Annotated in this window: 14 protein-coding genes and 3 tRNA genes; 12 read left to right on the top strand and 5 right to left on the bottom strand. The window is 62.2% G+C overall.

What is annotated here, in order from left to right:
• Positions 1-40 precede the first annotated feature (40 nt).
• Both RRX38_RS07700 and RRX38_RS07695 read right to left on the bottom strand, forming a co-directional pair.
• Positions 41-1720, bottom strand: a complete 1680-nt coding sequence (locus RRX38_RS07700; RefSeq protein ID WP_315962125.1) for a malate synthase G — start codon at positions 1718-1720, stop codon at positions 41-43.
• A gap of 85 nt (positions 1721-1805) precedes the next feature.
• Positions 1806-2213: a heme-binding protein gene (locus RRX38_RS07695; RefSeq protein ID WP_295476864.1), complete on the bottom strand. Its 408-nt coding sequence runs from the start codon at positions 2211-2213 to the stop codon at positions 1806-1808.
• A 252-nt stretch (positions 2214-2465) separates the two neighbouring features.
• On the opposite strand from RRX38_RS07695, the gene hppD reads away from it, so the two are divergent.
• From hppD to fahA, 3 genes are read left to right on the top strand one after another with little or no spacing between them, the layout of a single operon-like run.
• On the top strand, positions 2466-3542 hold the full coding sequence (gene hppD / locus RRX38_RS07690) for a 4-hydroxyphenylpyruvate dioxygenase (protein ID WP_295476866.1): 1077 nt from the start codon (positions 2466-2468) through the stop codon (positions 3540-3542).
• A 54-nt stretch (positions 3543-3596) separates the two neighbouring features.
• Positions 3597-4907: a homogentisate 1,2-dioxygenase gene (gene hmgA / locus RRX38_RS07685; RefSeq protein ID WP_315962124.1), complete on the top strand. Its 1311-nt coding sequence runs from the start codon at positions 3597-3599 to the stop codon at positions 4905-4907.
• Positions 4904-6199, top strand: coding sequence for a fumarylacetoacetase (fahA, locus tag RRX38_RS07680; RefSeq protein ID WP_315962123.1), 1296 nt, complete (start codon positions 4904-4906; stop codon positions 6197-6199). Before hmgA ends, fahA begins: the two co-directional genes overlap by 4 nt.
• 10 nt (positions 6200-6209) lie before the next feature.
• Here fahA and RRX38_RS07675 read toward each other — a convergent pair whose 3' ends face one another.
• Entirely contained in the window at positions 6210-6962 is a 753-nt protein-coding gene (locus RRX38_RS07675; protein WP_315962122.1) for a UDP-2,3-diacylglucosamine diphosphatase, read from the bottom strand.
• Entirely contained in the window at positions 6959-7462 is a 504-nt protein-coding gene (locus RRX38_RS07670; RefSeq protein WP_295476874.1) for a peptidylprolyl isomerase, read from the bottom strand. Before RRX38_RS07670 ends, RRX38_RS07675 begins: the two co-directional genes overlap by 4 nt.
• Before the next feature lie 218 nt (positions 7463-7680).
• On the opposite strand from RRX38_RS07670, the gene RRX38_RS07665 reads away from it, so the two are divergent.
• Together RRX38_RS07665 and cysS are read left to right on the top strand one after the other, a co-directional pair.
• Complete coding sequence (locus RRX38_RS07665) at positions 7681-9375, top strand: glutamine--tRNA ligase/YqeY domain fusion protein (RefSeq protein WP_295476876.1); 1695 nt, start codon at positions 7681-7683, stop codon at positions 9373-9375.
• Between the two features lie 34 nt (positions 9376-9409).
• The gene (gene cysS / locus RRX38_RS07660) at positions 9410-10792 is read left to right on the top strand and encodes a cysteine--tRNA ligase (protein ID WP_315962121.1); all 1383 of its coding nucleotides are present in this window, start codon (positions 9410-9412) and stop codon (positions 10790-10792) included.
• A gap of 58 nt (positions 10793-10850) precedes the next feature.
• Here cysS and folD read toward each other — a convergent pair whose 3' ends face one another.
• The gene (gene folD, locus RRX38_RS07655) at positions 10851-11705 is read right to left on the bottom strand and encodes a bifunctional methylenetetrahydrofolate dehydrogenase/methenyltetrahydrofolate cyclohydrolase FolD (protein WP_315962120.1); all 855 of its coding nucleotides are present in this window, start codon (positions 11703-11705) and stop codon (positions 10851-10853) included.
• Between the two features lie 298 nt (positions 11706-12003).
• Between folD and RRX38_RS07650 the strand changes: the two genes are divergently transcribed.
• From RRX38_RS07650 to lon, 7 genes are all read left to right on the top strand, one after another.
• Positions 12004-12080: transfer RNA gene (locus RRX38_RS07650), tRNA-Arg, on the top strand.
• 36 nt (positions 12081-12116) lie between these two features.
• Positions 12117-12192: transfer RNA gene (locus RRX38_RS07645), tRNA-His, on the top strand.
• Between the two features lie 57 nt (positions 12193-12249).
• Positions 12250-12334 (top strand) — tRNA-Leu (locus RRX38_RS07640).
• 369 nt (positions 12335-12703) lie between these two features.
• On the top strand, positions 12704-14014 hold the full coding sequence (gene tig, locus RRX38_RS07635) for a trigger factor (protein ID WP_295476883.1): 1311 nt from the start codon (positions 12704-12706) through the stop codon (positions 14012-14014).
• 92 nt (positions 14015-14106) lie between these two features.
• A complete protein-coding gene (gene clpP / locus RRX38_RS07630; RefSeq protein ID WP_295476885.1) occupies positions 14107-14748 on the top strand; it encodes an ATP-dependent Clp endopeptidase proteolytic subunit ClpP in 642 nt (213 codons plus the stop codon).
• Positions 14749-14853: 105 nt separating this feature from the next.
• On the top strand, positions 14854-16137 hold the full coding sequence (gene clpX, locus RRX38_RS07625; protein ID WP_295476887.1) for an ATP-dependent Clp protease ATP-binding subunit ClpX: 1284 nt from the start codon (positions 14854-14856) through the stop codon (positions 16135-16137).
• Between the two features lie 231 nt (positions 16138-16368).
• Entirely contained in the window at positions 16369-18765 is a 2397-nt protein-coding gene (gene lon / locus RRX38_RS07620) for an endopeptidase La (RefSeq protein ID WP_295476889.1), read from the top strand.
• Positions 18766-18899: the final 134 nt, after the last annotated feature.

Below are 18899 nucleotides of genomic sequence, written 5' to 3'. Positions count from 1 at the left end.
TCGTCGCGGCGATTCTACCGGCAGCCGCCGGCGTGCGGGTTCATTCCGGAGGCTGGTCGAGCAGATTCTGCAGCAGGTGTGTGCAGCGTTCTGCCCACGCTTGCGATTCCAGGCCGGCCTGCCGCTCGCGTACATCGACCTCGTGGTAGTCCAGGGCATGCAGGGTCGCCGCCAGTGGCGTGTCGACCAGTCCCGTGCCGATGCCGTCGTGCAGCGCCTGGCGGCGTTCGTCGAGCTGCAACGGCGACCACGGCCCGACCCCGAGCTGCACACGTCCACGCAGTCCGCAGGCCATTGCCACGGCGCGGCGACGTTGGGTGGCCGTCGCCTGCCAGGCCGGGCATTGCGCCGAGGGCCGGGCGTGCTCCAGTGGGCCGCGCAGCAGGGCCAGGCGCGGCGCGATGGCCTGCAGGCAGGCTTCGAGGTTGAGGCTGGTGCGCCAGTGCTCGTCGACCAGGCCCAGCTTGAGCGTGTACTCCGGCAGCTCAAGGAGGGTCTCGATGCGCTGGCACAACAGCTGGACGAAGGCCGCTTCCTGGCAACCTTGCAGGTTCGGAACGCTGAGGTAGAGGCTGCCGGTACGTGAATTGCCCCGGCGTTGTCGGTCATGCAGGCCGATCAGGCTGCCCAGCGTTGCGTCGACGATCAGCTGGCTGACCGGGTTGCCCTGCACATCGAGCAGCGCCGGGCCATTCACCTGCAGGGCATTGACGTGCAGCGCCAGCAGCGGCCGGGCTGGCAGTAGCAGCTCGCCACCGGCGCTGCCCTGGTAGCGCAGGTCATGGGCCGGCATCGGCCTGGCCCTGTCCTTGGTCGATGGCTCGCTGGCAAGGGTATCGGTCATCAGTGCCAGCCAGTTGCCGTAGGTCTTGAGCGGGCCGGCCGCATCGACAGTCGGCAGCGGGTCAGTGATGTCCACCAGGGCGGTCAGCGCCGTTTCCAGGCGCACGTCGGCGAGGGTCGCGATGTCGCCACCGCCGGCCGGGCTCTGTGGGTCGAAGCGCAGTTCCAGGTGCAGACCGTGGTGCCGGAGCAGCACTGCGTCGGGCTGGTCCGGGTTGCCCCGGTGGCCCAGGTAGTGCTCCGGGGAGCGCAGCGCGGTTTCTTCGCCGCGTGCCAGCCTGACGCTCAATTGGCCCTGACGCACCCGGTAGCGCCGGGCATCGATATGGCTGCCCACCGCCAGGGGCACGAAGCGGTCGAGCAATTCGCGCACCTGCACCACCACGCGGGCCAGGCGCTGGGGGTCATGCGCAGAGGTCGCGGGCGCTCTGTGTTGGTCGGCGTCGCTTTGGTACAGCGCATCGTAAAGCGAGCCCCAGCGTGCCTGCTGGGCGTCGAGCAGCGCCGCGCGGTCGGTGCCTTCTACCAGCAGCTGGGGACCGGCCAGGTCGCTGATTTCCAGGTCCAGATTCGCCGAACTGACGCGTACCTGCGCAGGGGGCGAGTGCAGGTAGCCGCACTCGATGAGCCAGTCGCGCCATGCACCGGGGTCGCGTGGTGCCGGGTTGGCCGCTGTCCAGTCATTCAAGAGCGCCGCCAGGCGTTCGCGCTCGGCGAGCAGGTCGCGGCTAAGCGGGGCCAGTTCATGGACCAGATCGGCGAAGCCTTCCCAGAAGGCCTCGGCGTGCAGTCCGGTGCCCGGCAAGACCTGGTCGTCAATGAAACGTTGCAGTGCTGTGGCGACCTTGAGACGGTGCCGGGTGATGTAGTCCGTCATGGGCGGATCCTTGAGGGTTGTCCGTGGATGGCAATCCTGAAGGCGGCATCCGCCACAGCCTTGCTGCGGTGCGCGTCAGGGCCTGTCAGTCGGTGTTCAGCGCGGCGATACCCACCTTGGCGACCTGCGCGTCCTGGTCTGAACGCACCCCGGACACCCCCACGGCGGCGATCACCTGGCCATCGACGATCACTGGCACGCCGCCTTCCAGCGAGGTGAGCAGCGGGGCGCTGAGGAAGGCGGTGCGGCCGCCGTTGACCATTTCTTCGTAACCCTTGGACTCGCGACGGCCGAGTGCCGAAGTGCGCGCCTTTTCCATGCTGATGTAGCTGCTGATCGGGCTGGCACCGTCCAGGCGTTCGAAGGCCAGCAGGTGGCCGCCATCATCGACGATGGCGATGGACACCGCCCAGGCGTTGGCCAGGGCTTCCTGCCGGGCGGCAGCGAGGATCTGACTGGTTTCGGTCTGGGTCAGCACGGCTTTGCTTTTCATGCGGGGTCCTTGTTTCGGCGGGGGTAGAAGGCCGGGGGAGCGCCTCCGGGTCTGGCAGCATAGCGGCTGGGCCAGCATTTTTCATGCACGCCCGGACAAGCCGGGCTAGTCTGGAGGCATGAAGACAGGTGCCTTGCAGTTGCTCATCGGGGATTTTCTCGCGCGTAGCGTGCGCGGGATTTCCTGTGCGCCGCCGCTGGAAAGCTGATTCCGGTTACCCGCCGTTCTCACTTTTCTGCAAGGAGCCAGACCATGGCTGATCTGTACGACAACCCGATGGGGCTGATGGGCTTCGAATTCATCGAGCTTGCCGCTCCCACTCCAGGCGTGCTCGAGCCGGTGCTGCACTGCCTGGGCTTCACCCAGGTGGCCACCCACCGTTCCAAGGCCGTGACCCTGTATCGCCAGGGTGACATCAACCTGATCGTCAACCACGAACCCCACAGCCTGGCCTGGTACTTCGCCGCCGAGCACGGCCCGTCGGTGTGTGGCATGGCGTTCCGCGTCAAGGATGCCCACCATGCCTACCGGCGCGCCCTGGAACTGGGTGCCCAGCCGCTGGAAATTCCCACTGGCCCCATGGAGCTGCGCCTGCCGGCGATCCGTGGAATCGGCGGGGCGCCGCTGTACCTCATCGACCGCTTCGGCGAGGGCACGTCCATCTACGACATCGACTTCAACTTCATCGAAGGGGTCGACCGCCACCCGGTCGGCGCCGGGCTGAAGTTCATCGACCACCTCACCCACAACGTGTACCGCGGGCGCATGGCCTACTGGGCCGGTTTCTACGAGAAACTGTTCAACTTCCGCGAACTGCGCTACTTCGACATCAAGGGCGAGTACACCGGCCTGACCTCCCGGGCCATGACCGCTCCGGATGGCCTGATCCGCATTCCGCTGAACGAGGAGTCTTCCCGAGGCGCCGGGCAGATCGAAGAGTTCCTCATGCAGTTCAACGGCGAAGGCATCCAGCACGTCGCGTTCTTTACCGACGACCTGCTGCGCACCTGGGACGCCCTCAAGGCGCTGGGCATGCGCTTCATGTCGCCACCGCCGGACACCTACTACGAAATGCTCGAAGAGCGCCTGCCGGGGCATGGCGAGCCGGCCGATGAACTCAAGGCGCGCGGCATTCTTCTCGATGGCTCCAGCGAGGGCGGGCAGCGCCGCCTGCTATTGCAGATATTCTCCGAGACGCTGCTGGGGCCGGTGTTCTTCGAATTCATCCAGCGCAAGGGCGACGAGGGCTTCGGCGAAGGCAACTTCAAGGCACTGTTCGAGTCCATCGAGCGCGATCAGATCCGCCGGGGCGTGCTGGCTCAGGACTGAACGCGGTCCGCATGTTGGAACCACCACAATAACAATGCTTTCCAGGAGGCCCGCATGCCTGCGGCTACCGATGTCCCTGCCGTGCCGGACTACCAGTCGGGATTCGGCAATCATTTCACCAGCGAGGCTTTGCCAGGCGCCGTTGCGCGACTGCAGAATTCGCCCCAGCGCCACCCGCTGGGCCTGTACGCCGAGCAGTTGTCCGGCACCGCGTTCACCGTGCCGCGCAGCGAAGCGCGACGTACCTGGATGTATCGCATTCTGCCGTCGGCGGCGCATGGCCGCTTCGAGCTGCTGAAGCGCCAGCTGCGTGGCCAGGAAGATGGCCCGGCCGACCCCAACCGCCTGCGCTGGCGTCCACTGCCGATGCCCAGCGAATCCGTCGACCTGCTCGACGGGTTGGTGGCCATGGCACGCACGGCGCCTGCCGCACAGGCCGAAGGCGTGACGGTTTACCTATACGCCGCCAACCGCAGCATGGACAGGGCATTCTTCGATGCCGACGGTGAGTGGCTGCTGGTGCCGCAGCAAGGCCGCTTGCGCATCATCACCGAACTGGGCGTGCTGGAAGCCGCGCCCTGGCAGATTGTGCTGTTGCCCAGAGGGCTGAAGTTTCGCATCGAGCTGCCCGACGGCAGCGCTCGCGGTTACCTCTGCGAAAATCACGGCAGCCCGCTGCGTCTGCCGGATCTCGGCCCCATCGGCAGCAATGGCCTGGCCAGTCCGCGTGATTTCCTCGCGCCCTGCGCCTGGTTCGAGGATTGCCAGCAACCCATGCAACTGGTGCAGAAGTTCATGGGCCAGCTGTGGGCCACCGAGCTGGATCACTCGCCGTTCGATGTGGTGGGCTGGCATGGCAATCTGGTGCCGTACCTGTACGACCTGCGGCGTTTCAACACCTTGGGTACGGTGAGCTTCGATCATCCGGATCCGTCGATCTTCACGGTTCTGACCTCGCCGGGCAGCGTGACGGGGCAGGCCAATGTGGACTTCGTGATCTTTCCACCCCGTTGGATGGTGGCGGAACACACTTTTCGCCCGCCGTGGTTCCACCGCAACCTGATGAACGAGTTCATGGGCCTGATCGAAGGGGTCTACGATGCCAAGGCCGACGGCTTCCTGCCCGGCGGTGCGTCCCTGCACAACCGCATGAGCGCCCATGGGCCGGACAACGCCACGGTGCAGGTGGCCATGGCCGCGCACCTGCAGCCGCACAAGATCGACGGTACCCTGGCCTTCATGTTCGAGACCGGGCAGGTGCTACGGCCCACCGGCGAGGCGCTGCAGTGCCCGCAGCGGCAGATGGACTACGACCGTTGCTGGGAGGGCATGGCCCGTACCTTCAAACCGGAGGCCGCTTCATGAACGCAGCATCCTGCCGCCTGAGTTGGGTGGAGTCGGCCAACGGTCATCCGGACTTTCCCTTGCAGAACCTGCCCCTGGGCATCTTCAGTCACGGTGACGACAGGCGCCGGGGCGGCGTGGCGATCGGTGACTGGGTCCTCGACCTGCAAGCGGTACTCGCCGCCGGTCTGTTCGCCGGCTTGGCAGGTCAGGCCGCCGAGGCCGCCGCAGGCGAATCGCTCAATGCCTATTTCGCCCTGGGGGCCGATGCGCACCAGGCCTTGCGCACTGCACTCATGCAATTGCTGGACGAGGCCAGCCCGCAGCGTTCCAGGCTGGAGCCGCTGTTGCTGCCAATGAGCCAGTGCCGGATGCATCTGCCAGCCCGGGTCGGCGACTACACCGACTTCTATGCCGGTATCCATCACGCCCTGAACGTCGGTCGGCTGTTTCGCCCCGACAACCCGTTGCTGCCCAACTACAAGTACCTGCCGGTCGCCTACCATGGCCGCGCTTCGACCCTCTGCGTGTCCGGCACCGAGGTGCGGCGGCCCTGTGGTCAGTTGCCCAACGGCGAAGGCCAGGCCCCGCTGTTCGGCCCCTCGCGACGCCTGGATTTCGAACTGGAGGCCGGGGTCTGGATCGGCCCTGGCAATGCCACCGGCCAGCCCATTGCGCTGGCCGATGCCGGCCGACACATCGCCGGGCTGTGCCTGCTCAACGATTGGTCGGCGCGTGATATCCAGGCCTGGGAGTACCAGCCGCTGGGGCCGTTTCTGTCGAAAAGCTTCACCACCAGCCTGTCGCCCTGGGTGGTCAGCCCGCAGGCGCTGGAGCCCTTCCGGCGCCCACAGCCGTCCCGCCCTGAGGGCGACCCGCCACTGTTGGCGTACCTTGACGACCCGGCGGACCAGCGCACGGGAGCACTGGATATCGAACTGGAGGTGCTGCTGCACACCGAACGGATGCGCCGCGATGGGCTGGCCGCGCAGCGCGTTGCACTGAGCAATACCCTGTACATGTACTGGACGCTGGCGCAGATGGTTGCGCACCACACGGTAAACGGTTGCAGCCTGCGGCCTGGCGACCTGTTCGGCACCGGTACGCTGTCCGGGCCACAGGTGGGCCAGCATGGCAGCCTGCTGGAGATGACCCAGGGCGGCAAGGTGCCGCTGGTGCTGGGCAATGGCGAGCAACGGCTGTTTCTCGAACACGGCGATGAGGTGATCTTGCGCGCGCGCTGTCGCGCACCGGGAGTGGTATCGATCGGCTTTGGTGAGTGTCGCGGACGGGTCGTGGACAGCCTGCCGTGAGCCAGCGCGGCTATTGGCAGGCGAGACGCAGCGGGGTTTGGGCGCTGAAGTCCAGGGTGTGCAGGGCAAATTCCTGGCCATCGGCCTGCAGGACCCAACCCTGGCGATCCCAGTCGCCCAGCACGATGCGCTGGCCGGTGTGCTCGTCGATCTGCAGCTTGTGGATCGCCGGGCGGTGAGTGTGGCCGTGGATCAGCGTACGGACTCCGAAGGCACGCATGATGCGTGGCACTTCTTCGGGCGTGACATCGACGATGTCATTGGCCTTCATGCGCGTTTTGGCCTGGCTTTCGTTGCGCAGCCGGCGGGCCAGCTTCTGGCGGGTCTTGAGTGGCAGGTGACGGAGGATGAACAGGCTCAGCGGGTTGCGCAGCAGGCGACGCATCTTCTGGTAGCCGACGTCGCGGGTGCACAGGCTGTCGCCGTGCATCAGCAGCACGGGCTGGCCATTGAGGGCCACCACCGTGGGGTCATTGAGCAGGGTGCAGCCGGCGGCCTTGCAGAATCGTCGGCCGATCATGAAGTCGCGGTTGCCGTGCATCAGGAAGATCCGCGTGCCGGCGTCGCTGAGCTGGCGCAGTGCTGCACAGATCGACGCCTGGAAGGGCGACATGGCATCGTCGCCTATCCAGACTTCGAAGAAATCCCCGAGGATATACAGTGCCTGGGCCTGGCGAGCCGGGCCGGCCAGCAGATCCAGAAACGCCCGGGTGATGTCCGGGCGCTCTTCTTCCAGATGCAGATCGGAGATCAGCAGAATCACTCAACGGTCTCGGCTTTTTCGATGATCACGTCATCGACCGGTACGTCCTGGTGGCCGGCCTTGCTGGTGGTGGCCACGCCTTTGATCTTGTCGACGACGTCCTGGCCTTCGATCACTTCACCGAATACTGCGTAGCCCCAGCCCTGGGTGGTCTTGCCGGTGTGGTTGAGGAAGCTGTTGTCGGCCACGTTGATGAAGAACTGTGCCGAGGCCGAATGCGGGTCCATGGTACGGGCCATGGCGATGCTGTACTTCTTGTTCGGCAGGCCGTTGTCGGCTTCGTTCTGGATGCTTGGGCGCTTGTCTTTCTTCTCTTTCATGCCAGGTTCGAAACCGCCGCCCTGGATCATGAAGTTGCCGATGACGCGGTGGAAGATGACATTGCTGTAGTGACCGGCACTCACGTATTCCAGGAAGTTCGCTACGGTCAGCGGCGCCTTTTCGGCGTTGAGCTGCAGGACGATCTCGCCGTGGTTGGTGGTCAGTTTCACTTTGGACATAAAAAGTCGCTCTCTTGGTGTATGCATGGACAGGTGCGATTCCACCCTGACGCGCAGTTTAACGTGCTGGTTACATATTTCAGGGTTTTTAATGCGCATCGATCCTTGTGCGTCGTGTTTTCGCACTGCCTGTTGTCAGGGGCTTGACAGCATCGGCTATGATAGACGCTTTGATTTGCCGGCCCCTCCTGGCCGTGCGCCTGAAGTCCAAGGATCCTATGAGCAAGCCCACCCCCGAGTCCGCCGCGAACGCCAAGGCAGCCCCTGTCGCTCCCACCAATTTCCTGCGCCCGATCGTGCAGGCCGACCTGGATTCGGGCAAGCACAGTCAGATCGTGACGCGTTTCCCGCCAGAGCCCAATGGTTACCTGCACATCGGCCATGCCAAGTCGATCTGCGTGAACTTCGGTCTGGCCCAGGAATTCGGCGGCGTGACCCACCTGCGCTTCGATGACACCAACCCGGCCAAGGAAGACCAGGAGTACATCGATGCCATCATGAGCGACGTCAAGTGGCTGGGCTTCGAGTGGGCCGGCGAAGTTCGCTATGCGTCGCAGTACTTCGACCAGTTGCACGACTGGGCGGTGGAGCTGATCAAGGCCGGCAAGGCCTATGTCGATGACCTGACCCCCGAGCAGGCCCGCGAATACCGCGGCACCCTGACCGAGCCAGGACGCAACAGCCCGTTTCGCGAGCGCAGCGTCGAAGAGAACCTCGACCTGTTCGCGCGCATGAAGGCCGGTGAGTTCGAGGATGGCGCCCGGGTATTGCGCGCCAAGATCGACATGGCCTCGCCGAACATGAACCTGCGCGACCCGATCCTCTACCGCATCCGCCATGCCCACCACCACCAGACCGGTGACAAGTGGTGCATCTACCCCAACTACGACTTCACCCACGGGCAGTCGGATGCCATCGAAGGCATCACCCATTCGATCTGCACCCTGGAATTCGAAGGCCATCGTCCGCTGTACGACTGGTTCCTGAACAACCTGCCGGTGCCGTGCAAGCCACGTCAGTACGAATTCTCGCGCCTGAACCTCAGCTACACCGTGACCAGCAAGCGCAAGCTCAAGCAACTGGTGGACGAGAAGCACGTCAACGGCTGGGACGACCCGCGCATGTCGACGCTCTCGGGCTTCCGCCGCCGCGGCTACACGCCGGCGTCGATCCGCAACTTCTGCGAGATGATCGGCACCAACCGTTCCGACGGTGTGGTCGACTTCGCCATGCTCGAATTCAGTATCCGTGACGATCTGGACCGCAACGCACCGCGTGCCATGTGCGTGCTGCGCCCGCTCAAGGTGGTGATCACCAACTACCCCGAGGGGCAGGTCGAGACGCTGGAGCTGCCGCGTCACCCCAAGGAAGACATGGGCATGCGCGAGCTGCCGTTTTCCCGCGAGCTGTACATCGACCGCGACGACTACATGGAAGAGCCGCCCAAGGGCTACAAGCGCCTGGAACCCAACGGCGAAGTGCGCCTGCGCGGCAGCTATGTGATCCGCGCCGACGAGGCGATCAAGGACGCTGACGGCAATATCGTCGAGCTGCGCTGCTCCTACGACCCTGACACCCTGGGCAAGAACCCCGAGGGTCGCAAGGTCAAGGGCGTGATCCACTGGGTGCCGGCCGCCGAGAGCGTCGAGTGCGAAGTCCGTCTCTATGACCGTCTGTTCCGCTCCCCGACGCCAGAAAAGGCCGAGGAGGGCGCAAGCTTCCTGGACAACATCAATCCCGACTCCCTGCAAGTGCTGACCGGTTGTCGTGCCGAACCTTCGCTCGCCCAGGCGCAGCCGGAGGATCGTTTCCAGTTCGAGCGCGAAGGCTATTTCTGCGCCGACATCAAGGATTCGAAACCGGGCCGTCCCGTCTTCAACCGTACCGTGACGCTCCGCGACTCCTGGAACTGAGGTACGGCTTTACGCCACTTGAGGTAGGAACAACGTGCTTTCGATCTACAACACGCTCACCAAGAGCAAAGAAGTCTTCAAGCCGCTGGATGGCAACAAGGTGCGCATGTATGTCTGCGGTATGACCGTGTACGACTACTGCCACCTCGGGCATGGCCGTAGTATGGTGGCCTTCGACCTGGTCACCCGCTGGCTGCGTTTCAGCGGCTACGACCTGACCTATGTGCGCAACATCACCGACATCGACGACAAGATCATCCGTCGGGCGCGTGACAATGGCGAGGCGTTCGACCAGCTGACCGAGCGCATGATTGCCGCGATGCACGAGGACGAGGCGCGCCTGAATATCCTCAAACCGGACATGGAGCCGCGTGCCACCGAGCATATTCCCGGCATGCACGCGATGATCCAGACCCTGATCGACAAGGGCTTCGCCTACGCCCCGGGCAACGGCGACGTGTACTACCGGGTCGGCAAATTCCAGGGCTACGGCAAGCTGTCGCGCAAGAAGATCGAAGACCTGCGTATCGGTGCGCGGATCGAGGTCGACGAATCCAAGGAAGATCCGCTGGACTTCGTGCTCTGGAAGGGCGCCAAGCCGGGCGAGCCGAGTTGGGATTCGCCCTGGGGCGCGGGTCGGCCGGGCTGGCATATCGAATGCTCGGTGATGTCGACCTGCTGCCTGGGCGAGACCTTCGACATTCACGGTGGTGGCAGCGACCTGGAGTTTCCGCACCACGAGAACGAGATCGCGCAGAGCGAGGCGGCGACCGGCAAGACCTACGCCAATGCCTGGATGCACTGCGGGATGATCCGTATCAATGGCGAAAAGATGTCCAAGTCATTGAACAACTTCTTCACCATCCGCGACGTGCTGGAAAAATACCACCCCGAGGTGGTGCGCTACCTGCTGGTATCCAGCCACTACCGCAGCGCCATCAACTATTCCGAAGACAGCCTGCGCGAGTCCAAGGGTGCGCTGGAGCGTTTCTATCACGCCCTCAAAGGATTACCGAGTGCCGAGCCGGCTGGCGGCGAAGCCTTCGTCGAGCGCTTCAAGGCGGCGATGGACGACGACTTCGGTACTCCCGAGGCCTGTGCCGTGCTGTTCGACCTGGTGCGTGAGATCAACCGCCTGCGTGATAGCGATCCGGCTGCGGCGGCGGGGCTGGCGGCGCGCCTGAAGCAGCTGGCCAGCGTACTGGGTGTGCTGCAGCTGGATGCCGACGAGTTCCTGCGTGCCGGTGCCGAAGGCAAGGTGGATGCGACGCAGGTGGAAGCGCTGATCCAGGCACGCCTGACAGCACGTGCAGAGAAGAACTGGGCCGAGTCCGACCGTATCCGCGACCAGCTGACGGCCATGGGCGTGGTGCTGGAAGATGGCAAGGGCGGTACGACTTGGCGTCTGGCTGACTGACGCAGCGGCATGAACGAAAAACGGCACCCGAAGGTGCCGTTTTTTATGCCTGTAACACTCAGTCGTGCAGGGTTTCCGCCGCGTACAGAGTGTTCTCCAGCAGGCAGGCGCGGGTCATCGGGCCAACGCCGCCGGGTACCGGAGTGATCCAGCCGGCGCGGGGCAGGGCGGTCTCGTAGACCACGTCGCCGACCAGCTTGCCATCTTCCTGGCGGTTGATGCCGACGTCGATGACGATGGCACCTGGCTTGATCCATTCGCCCTTGACCAGGCCTGGCTTGCCGGCGGCCACCACCACCAGGTCGGCTCGCGCCACGTGGCTGGCCAGGTCCTGGGTGAAGCGGTGGGTCACGGTCACGGTGCAGCCGCCGAGCAGCAGTTCCATGGCCATCGGCCGACCGACGATGTTCGACGCACCTACCACCACGGCATCCAGACCGTAGAGATCGACACCGGTGCTTTCCAGCAGGGTCATGATGCCCTTTGGCGTGCAGGGGCGCAGCAGTGGGATGCGCTGTGCCAGGCGGCCGATGTTATAAGGATGGAAGCCATCGACGTCCTTGTCCGGGCGGATGCGCTCGAGCAGCAGCGAAGCGTCCAGGTGGGCGGGCAGCGGCAACTGAAGCAGAATGCCGTCGACCGCAGCGTCGTCGTTCAGACGGTCGATCAGGTCGCTCAGCTCGGCCTGGCTGGTGCTGGCGGGCAGGTCATAAGCCTGGGAGAGGAAGCCTACTTCTTCACAGTCCTTGCGCTTGTGCGAGACGTAGACCTGGGAGGCGGGATCGCTGCCCACCAGGATCACCGCAAGGCCCGGCGTGCGCAGGCCCTGCTGGCGGCGTTCGGCGACACGTTGGGCGATCTGCTGGCGCAGGCCGGCGGCGATCGCTTTGCCGTCGATTAGTTTTGCAGTCATGACGGGTGATTAACCATCGTAGGGGAAAAAATGAGCGCGCATTCTCTCACGCCATCGCGTCAGGGCAAAGGCGCTCGGCTGGCATATTCAGCTAACTCCTTTATCTGACTGAATTTTTTTTAAAAAAGAGTTGACGGGTCTCAGGGGCGTCTATAAGATTCGTCGCACTTGTCGGGCAGAGCCCAGCGCTGATGAAGATCGGAACTGGTTAATGCTGGTCAGATCGGTCAAGTTAGATGCTGGACCGAGATGGCTTGAAGCCTTTAATTTGTCGTCGTTCAAGATGCAGATTATATAAGTGCCCGTAGCTCAGCTGGATAGAGCATCCGCCTTCTAAGCGGATGGTCGCAGGTTCGAGTCCTGCCGGGTGCGCCATATGAAGGCAGCTTTGGCACAAGTAAATGCAATATGGTGGGCGTAGCTCAGTTGGTAGAGCACAGGATTGTGACTCCTGTTGTCGTGGGTTCGATCCCCATCGTCCACCCCATATTCAGAAAAGGCGCCAGATCAAATGGTCTGGCGCCTTTGCTTTAAGACCGGTCGCGCGGAAGTGGCGAAATTGGTAGACGCACTGGATTTAGGTTCCAGCGCCGCGAGGCGTAAGAGTTCGAGTCTCTTCTTCCGCACCACGATACATGCAGTCCGGAATCCTATTGGGTTCTGCCTGCAAGCAAACTAAGTCGCCCTGGAGCGGCTTTTTTTGTTTCAGGAGACGGGTTTCTGCTTCCCGTGCCGATGCCGTCGGTCACGGAGGGCGGGCCATCCGATGGAATCGATGGTGCCCGGGTGTCGTTGCCCCCTTTGCCATGGGGGCCGAGGTAGACAGGTTGCCGGGGGAGGTGGCCGCTATTTGGCTTTTCCTGCCTGGCAACCGATTTCGATCCTCTTCAATTGCCCTTTTTCACTAGGGTGACTTCTTGAGTTCGACCCACTAGAATGCATGCCCTTGATTCTGGGGTCGGAAACGCCGGCTAACGTCTGTGCAACGAGGAATATCCATGCAAGTTTCTGTTGAAAACACTTCTGCTCTCGAGCGTCGCATGACCATTGGCGTGCCTGCCGAGCGCGTCGAGACCGAAGTCAACAAGCGTCTGCAACAGACTGCACGCAGGGCCAAGATCCCGGGCTTCCGCCCAGGCAAGGTGCCAATGAGCGTGATCCGTCAGCGCTTCGAAGATGGCGCTCGCCAGGAAGCGCTGGGCGACCTGATCCAGGCCACCTTCTATGAAGCTGTCGTCGAGCAGAAGCTGAACCCGGCGGGTGCGCCGTCCGTAGAGCCCAAGTCCTTCGAGAAGGGCAAGGACCTGGAATACGTCGCCACTTTCGAGGTTTTCCCCGAGTTCACCGTGTCGGGCTTCGATTCCATCGCCGTAGAGCGCCTGTCGGCTGAAGTCGCTGATAGCGACCTGGACAACATGCTGGACATCCTGCGCAAGCAGAACGTCCGTTTCGAAGAAGTCGAGCGCGCTGCGCAGAACGACGATCAGGTCAACATCGACTTCGTCGGCAAGATCGACGGCGAAGCCTTCGCCGGCGGTTCGGCCAACGGTACCCAGCTGGTTCTGGGTTCCGGCCGCATGATCCCAGGTTTCGAAGACGGCCTGGTAGGCGCCAAGGCCGGTGAAGAGCGCGTTCTGAACGTGACCTTCCCAGAGGACTATCAGAACCTCGAGCTGGCCGGCAAGGCTGCCGAGTTCACCGTCAAGGTCAACAGCGTTTCCGAGCCCAAGCTGCCTGAACTGAACGAAGAGTTCTTCAAGCTGTTCGGTATCAAGGAAACCGGTCTGGAAGGCTTCCGCGCCGAAGTTCGCAAGAACATGGAGCGCGAGCTGCGTCAGGCGATCAAGTCCAAGGTCAAGAACCAGGTCATGGACGGTCTGCTGGCCGCCAACCCGATCGAAGTGCCAAAGGCGCTGCTGGACAACGAAGTCAACCGTCTGCGCGTGCAGGCCGTTCAGCAGTTCGGCGGCAACATCAAGCCGGACCAACTGCCAGCCGAGCTGTTCGAAGAGCAGGCCAAGCGCCGCGTCGAGCTGGGCCTGATCGTTGCTGAAGTGGTCAAGCAGTTCGACCTCAAGCCTGACGAAGCCCGCGTACAGGAAATGATCCAGGAAATGGCTTCGGCCTACCAGGAGCCAGAGCAGGTCGTCGCCTGGTACCAGAAGAACGAACAGCAGATGAACGAAGTTCGTTCGGTTGTGCTGGAAGAGCAAGTTGTAGATACTGTTTTGCAGAAAGCTAGCGTGACCGACAAAGCGGTCTCCTACGAAGAAGCGGTCAAGCCGGTGGAAGCTCCAAAAGCCGACTGATTTCTCTCTTTCGTGCGAACACACTCACAAGCCAGCCTTCGCGCTGGCTTGTGCGTATTCAAGACTCGACTATTTGGGAGTGAATGCAGGACATGTCCCGCAATTCTTATTTTCAGCACAACTCTGACATCCAGGCCGCTGGCGGCCTGGTCCCGATGGTTATCGAGCAGTCCGCCCGTGGCGAGCGTGCATATGACATCTACTCGCGCCTTCTGAAGGAGCGGGTGATCTTCATGGTCGGGCCGGTCGAAGACTACATGGCCAACCTGATCGCTGCTCAGCTGCTGTTCCTGGAAGCGGAAAACCCGGACAAGGATATCCATCTGTACATCAACTCCCCTGGCGGGTCGGTGACTGCGGGCATGTCGATCTACGACACCATGCAGTTCATCAAGCCGGACGTGTCGACCATCTGCATCGGCCAGGCCTGCAGCATGGGCGCCTTCCTGCTCGCCGGTGGTGCCAAGGGCAAGCGTCACTGCCTGCCGAACTCGCGGATGATGATTCACCAGCCCCTGGGCGGTTTCCAGGGCCAGGCGTCGGACATCGATATCCACGCCCGCGAGATCCTGCACATTCGTCACCGCCTGAACACCCTGCTGGCCGAGCACACCGGTCAGAGCCTGGAAACCATCGAGCGCGACACCGAGCGCGACAACTTCATGAGTGCGGAGCGCGCAGCCGAATACGGCCTGATCGACTCCGTCATCACCAAGCGTGAAATGCCTGCCTGAGCAGCATGGGATGTGGGCGGTCCGGGAACTGACCGCCTGCGGACTTGAAAAAGCCCGCAAGAGCCTTCATCTTGTGTTGCAAGCCTATCGGATTGGATCGATCGAATGACTGACACCCGCAACGGCGAGGACAACGGTAAATTGCTCTATTGCTCCTTCTGCGGCAAAAGCCAGCATGAAGTGCGCAAATTGATTGCCGGCCCCTCGGTCTTCATCTGCGACGAGTGCGTCGACCTGTGCAATGACATCATCCGTGAGGAGGTGCAGGAAGCCCAGGCCGAGAGCAGCGCGCATAAACTGCCTTCGCCTAAAGAAATCAGCGGTATCCTCGACCAGTACGTGATTGGTCAGGAGCGAGCCAAGAAGGTGCTCGCGGTAGCGGTTTACAACCACTACAAGCGTCTGAACCAGCGCGACAAGAAGAACGACGACGTCGAACTGGGCAAGAGCAACATCCTGCTGATCGGGCCTACCGGCTCGGGCAAGACCCTGCTCGCCGAAACCCTGGCACGCCTGCTGAACGTGCCGTTCACCATTGCCGACGCCACCACCCTGACCGAAGCCGGTTATGTGGGCGAGGACGTGGAGAACATTATTCAGAAGCTGTTGCAGAAATGTGATTACGACGTAGAAAAGGCCCAGATGGGCATTGTCTATATCGACGAAATCGACAAGATCTCGCGCAAATCCGACAACCCTTCGATCACTCGGGATGTCTCCGGCGAAGGCGTTCAGCAGGCCTTGCTGAAGCTCATCGAAGGCACGGTTGCATCGGTTCCGCCGCAAGGTGGTCGCAAGCATCCGCAACAGGAGTTCCTGCAGGTCGACACCCGCAACATCCTGTTCATCTGCGGTGGTGCTTTCTCGGGGCTGGAAAAAGTCATCCAGAACCGCTCGACCCGCGGCGGCATCGGCTTCAATGCCGAAGTGCGCAGCAAGGAAGAGGGCAAGAAAGTGGGCGAGTCGCTGCGTGAGGTCGAGCCGGACGATCTGGTCAAGTTCGGCCTGATTCCCGAGTTCGTCGGCCGTCTGCCTGTACTGGCGACCTTGGACGAGCTGGATGAAGCGGCGCTGATCCAGATCCTCACCGAGCCTAAGAACGCCTTGACCAAGCAATACGGCAAGCTGTTCGAAATGGAGGGTGTGGACCTCGAGTTCCGTACCGATGCACTCAAGGCCGTGGCTCGCCGCGCCCTGGAGCGCAAGACCGGTGCTCGTGGCCTGCGTTCGATTCTCGAAGGCGTACTGCTCGACACCATGTACGAAATTCCGTCGCAGACCGACGTGAGCAAGGTGGTGATCGACGAAAGTGTCATCGAAGGTTCGTCCAAGCCGCTGCTCATCTATGAGAACAGTGAGCCAACCGCCAAGGCGGCACCCGACGCCTGAGTCGGGTGGGTAAGTACCTGTGCGTCGACGCGAAGGGGCCTGCTTGGCCCCTTTCGCTTTTCAGAAGTGCCCGTTCGTGGCATCTGCTTCAGCAAGCCGGCCCGGTAAATTAAACCGTTACTATTACCGGAACGAGACACCAAGGCTTGTATTTTTGCGGCGCAGCCCCCATCTTGGTTTCAAGCTCATTCCATCTGTCCACGGCCGTCTGGCCGCTGTAGAGGCGAAATCATGAAAGCCACCATCGAACTGCCTCTCTTGCCATTGCGTGATGTTGTGGTCTATCCGCACATGGTCATCCCGCTGTTCGTGGGGCGCGAGAAGTCCATCGAAGCCCTTGAGGCGGCGATGACGGGTGACAAACAGATCCTTCTGCTCGCGCAGAGAAATCCGGCGGACGACGACCCGGGCGAAAAGGCCCTGTATGGTGTCGGCACCGTCGCAACCGTCCTGCAACTGCTCAAGCTGCCCGATGGCACCGTCAAGGTGTTGGTCGAGGGCGAGCAGCGCGGCAGCGTCGAGCGATTCATGGAGGTCGACGGTCATTGTCGTGCCGAAGTGGCACTGATCGACGAGGTCGAAGCGCCAGACCGCGAGTCCGAAGTCTTCGTCCGTAGCCTGCTGTCACAATTCGAGCAGTACGTCCAATTGGGCAAGAAAGTGCCCTCCGAAGTCCTGTCTTCGCTCAACAGCATCGAAGAGCCTGGCCGCCTGGTCGACACCATGGCTGCGCACATGGCGCTGAAGATCGAACAGAAGCAGGAAATCCTCGAAATCATCGACCTGTCTGCGCGTGTCGAGCACGTGCTGGCGCTGCTGGATGCCGAGATCGACCTGCTGCAGGTCGAAAAGCGCATCCGTGGGCGAGTCAAGAAACAGATGGAGCGCAGTCAGCGCGAGTACTACCTGAATGAGCAGATGAAGGCCATTCAGAAGGAACTCGGCGATGGCGACGAAGGCCACAACGAGATCGAAGAGCTGAAGAAGCGCATCGATGCCGCCGGCCTGCCCAAGGACGCGCTGGCCAAGGCCACGGCCGAGCTGAACAAGCTCAAGCAGATGTCGCCGATGTCTGCCGAGGCCACTGTGGTGCGCTCCTACATCGACTGGCTGGTCCAGGTGCCGTGGAAGGCCCAGAGCAAGGTCCGCCTTGACCTGGCCCGCGCCGAAGAAATCCTCGACTCCGATCACTATGGCCTGGAAGAGGTCAAGGAACGGATTCTCGAATACCTCGCCGTGCAGAAACGGGTCAAGAAAATCCGTGGCCCTGTGCTGTGCCTGGTCGGCCCTCCCGGCGTCGGCAAAACCTCGCTGGCCGAGTCCATTGCCAGTGCCACCAACCGCAAGTTCGTACGCATGGCCCTGGGGGGCGTGCGTGACGAAGCCGAGATCCGTGGCCACCGCCGCACCTACATCGGCTCGATGCCGGGCCGGTTGATCCAGAAGATGACCAAGGTCGGTGTGCGCAACCCGCTGTTCCTGCTCGACGAGATCGACAAGATGGGCAGCGACATGCGTGGCGACCCGGCGTCGGCGCTGCTGGAGGTCCTCGACCCCGAGCAGAACCACAACTTCAACGACCATTATCTGGAAGTCGACTACGACCTCTCGGACGTGATGTTCCTGTGCACCTCCAACTCGATGAACATCCCGCCGGCGCTGCTCGACCGTATGGAAGTCATCCGTCTGCCGGGCTACACCGAGGACGAGAAGATCAACATCGCGGTCAAGTACCTGTCGCCCAAGCAGACCCAGGCCAACGGCCTGAAGAAGGGCGAACTGGAATTCGACGAGAAGGCCATCCGCGACATCATCCGCTACTACACCCGTGAAGCCGGTGTGCGTGGCCTGGAGCGGCAGATCGCCAAGGTGTGCCGCAAGGTGGTCAAGGAGCACGCCAAGGACAAGAAATTCGCCATCAAGGTCACTGCCGACAACCTCGAGCATTACCTGGGCGTGCGCAAGTTCCGCTACGGCCTGGCCGAGCAACAGGACCAGATCGGCCAGGTCACCGGCCTGGCCTGGACCCAGGTAGGCGGCGAGCTGCTGACCATCGAGTCGGCCGTGGTTCCTGGCAAGGGCCAGTTGATCAAGACCGGTTCGCTGGGCGATGTGATGGTCGAGTCGATCACTGCAGCGCAGACCGTGGTGCGCAGCCGCGCGCGCAGCCTGGGCATCGCTTCGGACTTCCACGAGAAGCACGACACGCATATCCACATGCCTGAAGGGGCGACCCCCAAGGATGGTCCGAGTGCCGGTATCGGCATGTGCACCGCTCTGGTTTCGGCACTCACGCAGATTCCGGTACGTGCCGATGTGGCCATGACGGGTGAGATCACCTTGCGAGGTCAGGTGCTGGCCATCGGTGGCCTGAAGGAGAAATTACTGGCCGCTCATCGTGGCGGAATCAAGACAGTAATCATCCCTGAAGAAAATGTACGGGATTTGAAGGAAATTCCTGACAACATCAAGCAAGACTTGCAGATCAAACCCGTTAAATGGATTGACGAGGTCCTGCAAATTGCGCTGCAATACGCCCCTGAGCCCTTGCCGGATGTGGCTCCGGACAGAGTGGCGAAGGATGAAAAACGCGAGTCTGACTCTAAGGAAAGAATTAGCACGCATTAAGTCTGAATGGGCTTTCTTGACAGCTTTTTGGGCCGCTTGTTATAAAGCGGCTCTTTAAGGCAAGCCATAGCCGTCCATTCAGCGCTCGTTTTGCTTAACACCAAAAACTTAGAAACATACTCCATATAGAGATA

Source organism: Pseudomonas sp. DTU_2021_1001937_2_SI_NGA_ILE_001 (genome assembly GCF_032463525.1).
Lineage (GTDB): Bacteria > Pseudomonadota > Gammaproteobacteria > Pseudomonadales > Pseudomonadaceae > Aquipseudomonas.
The sequence above is the reverse complement of the archived record's forward strand: the minus strand, read 5'-3'. Positions and strand labels throughout refer to the sequence as shown.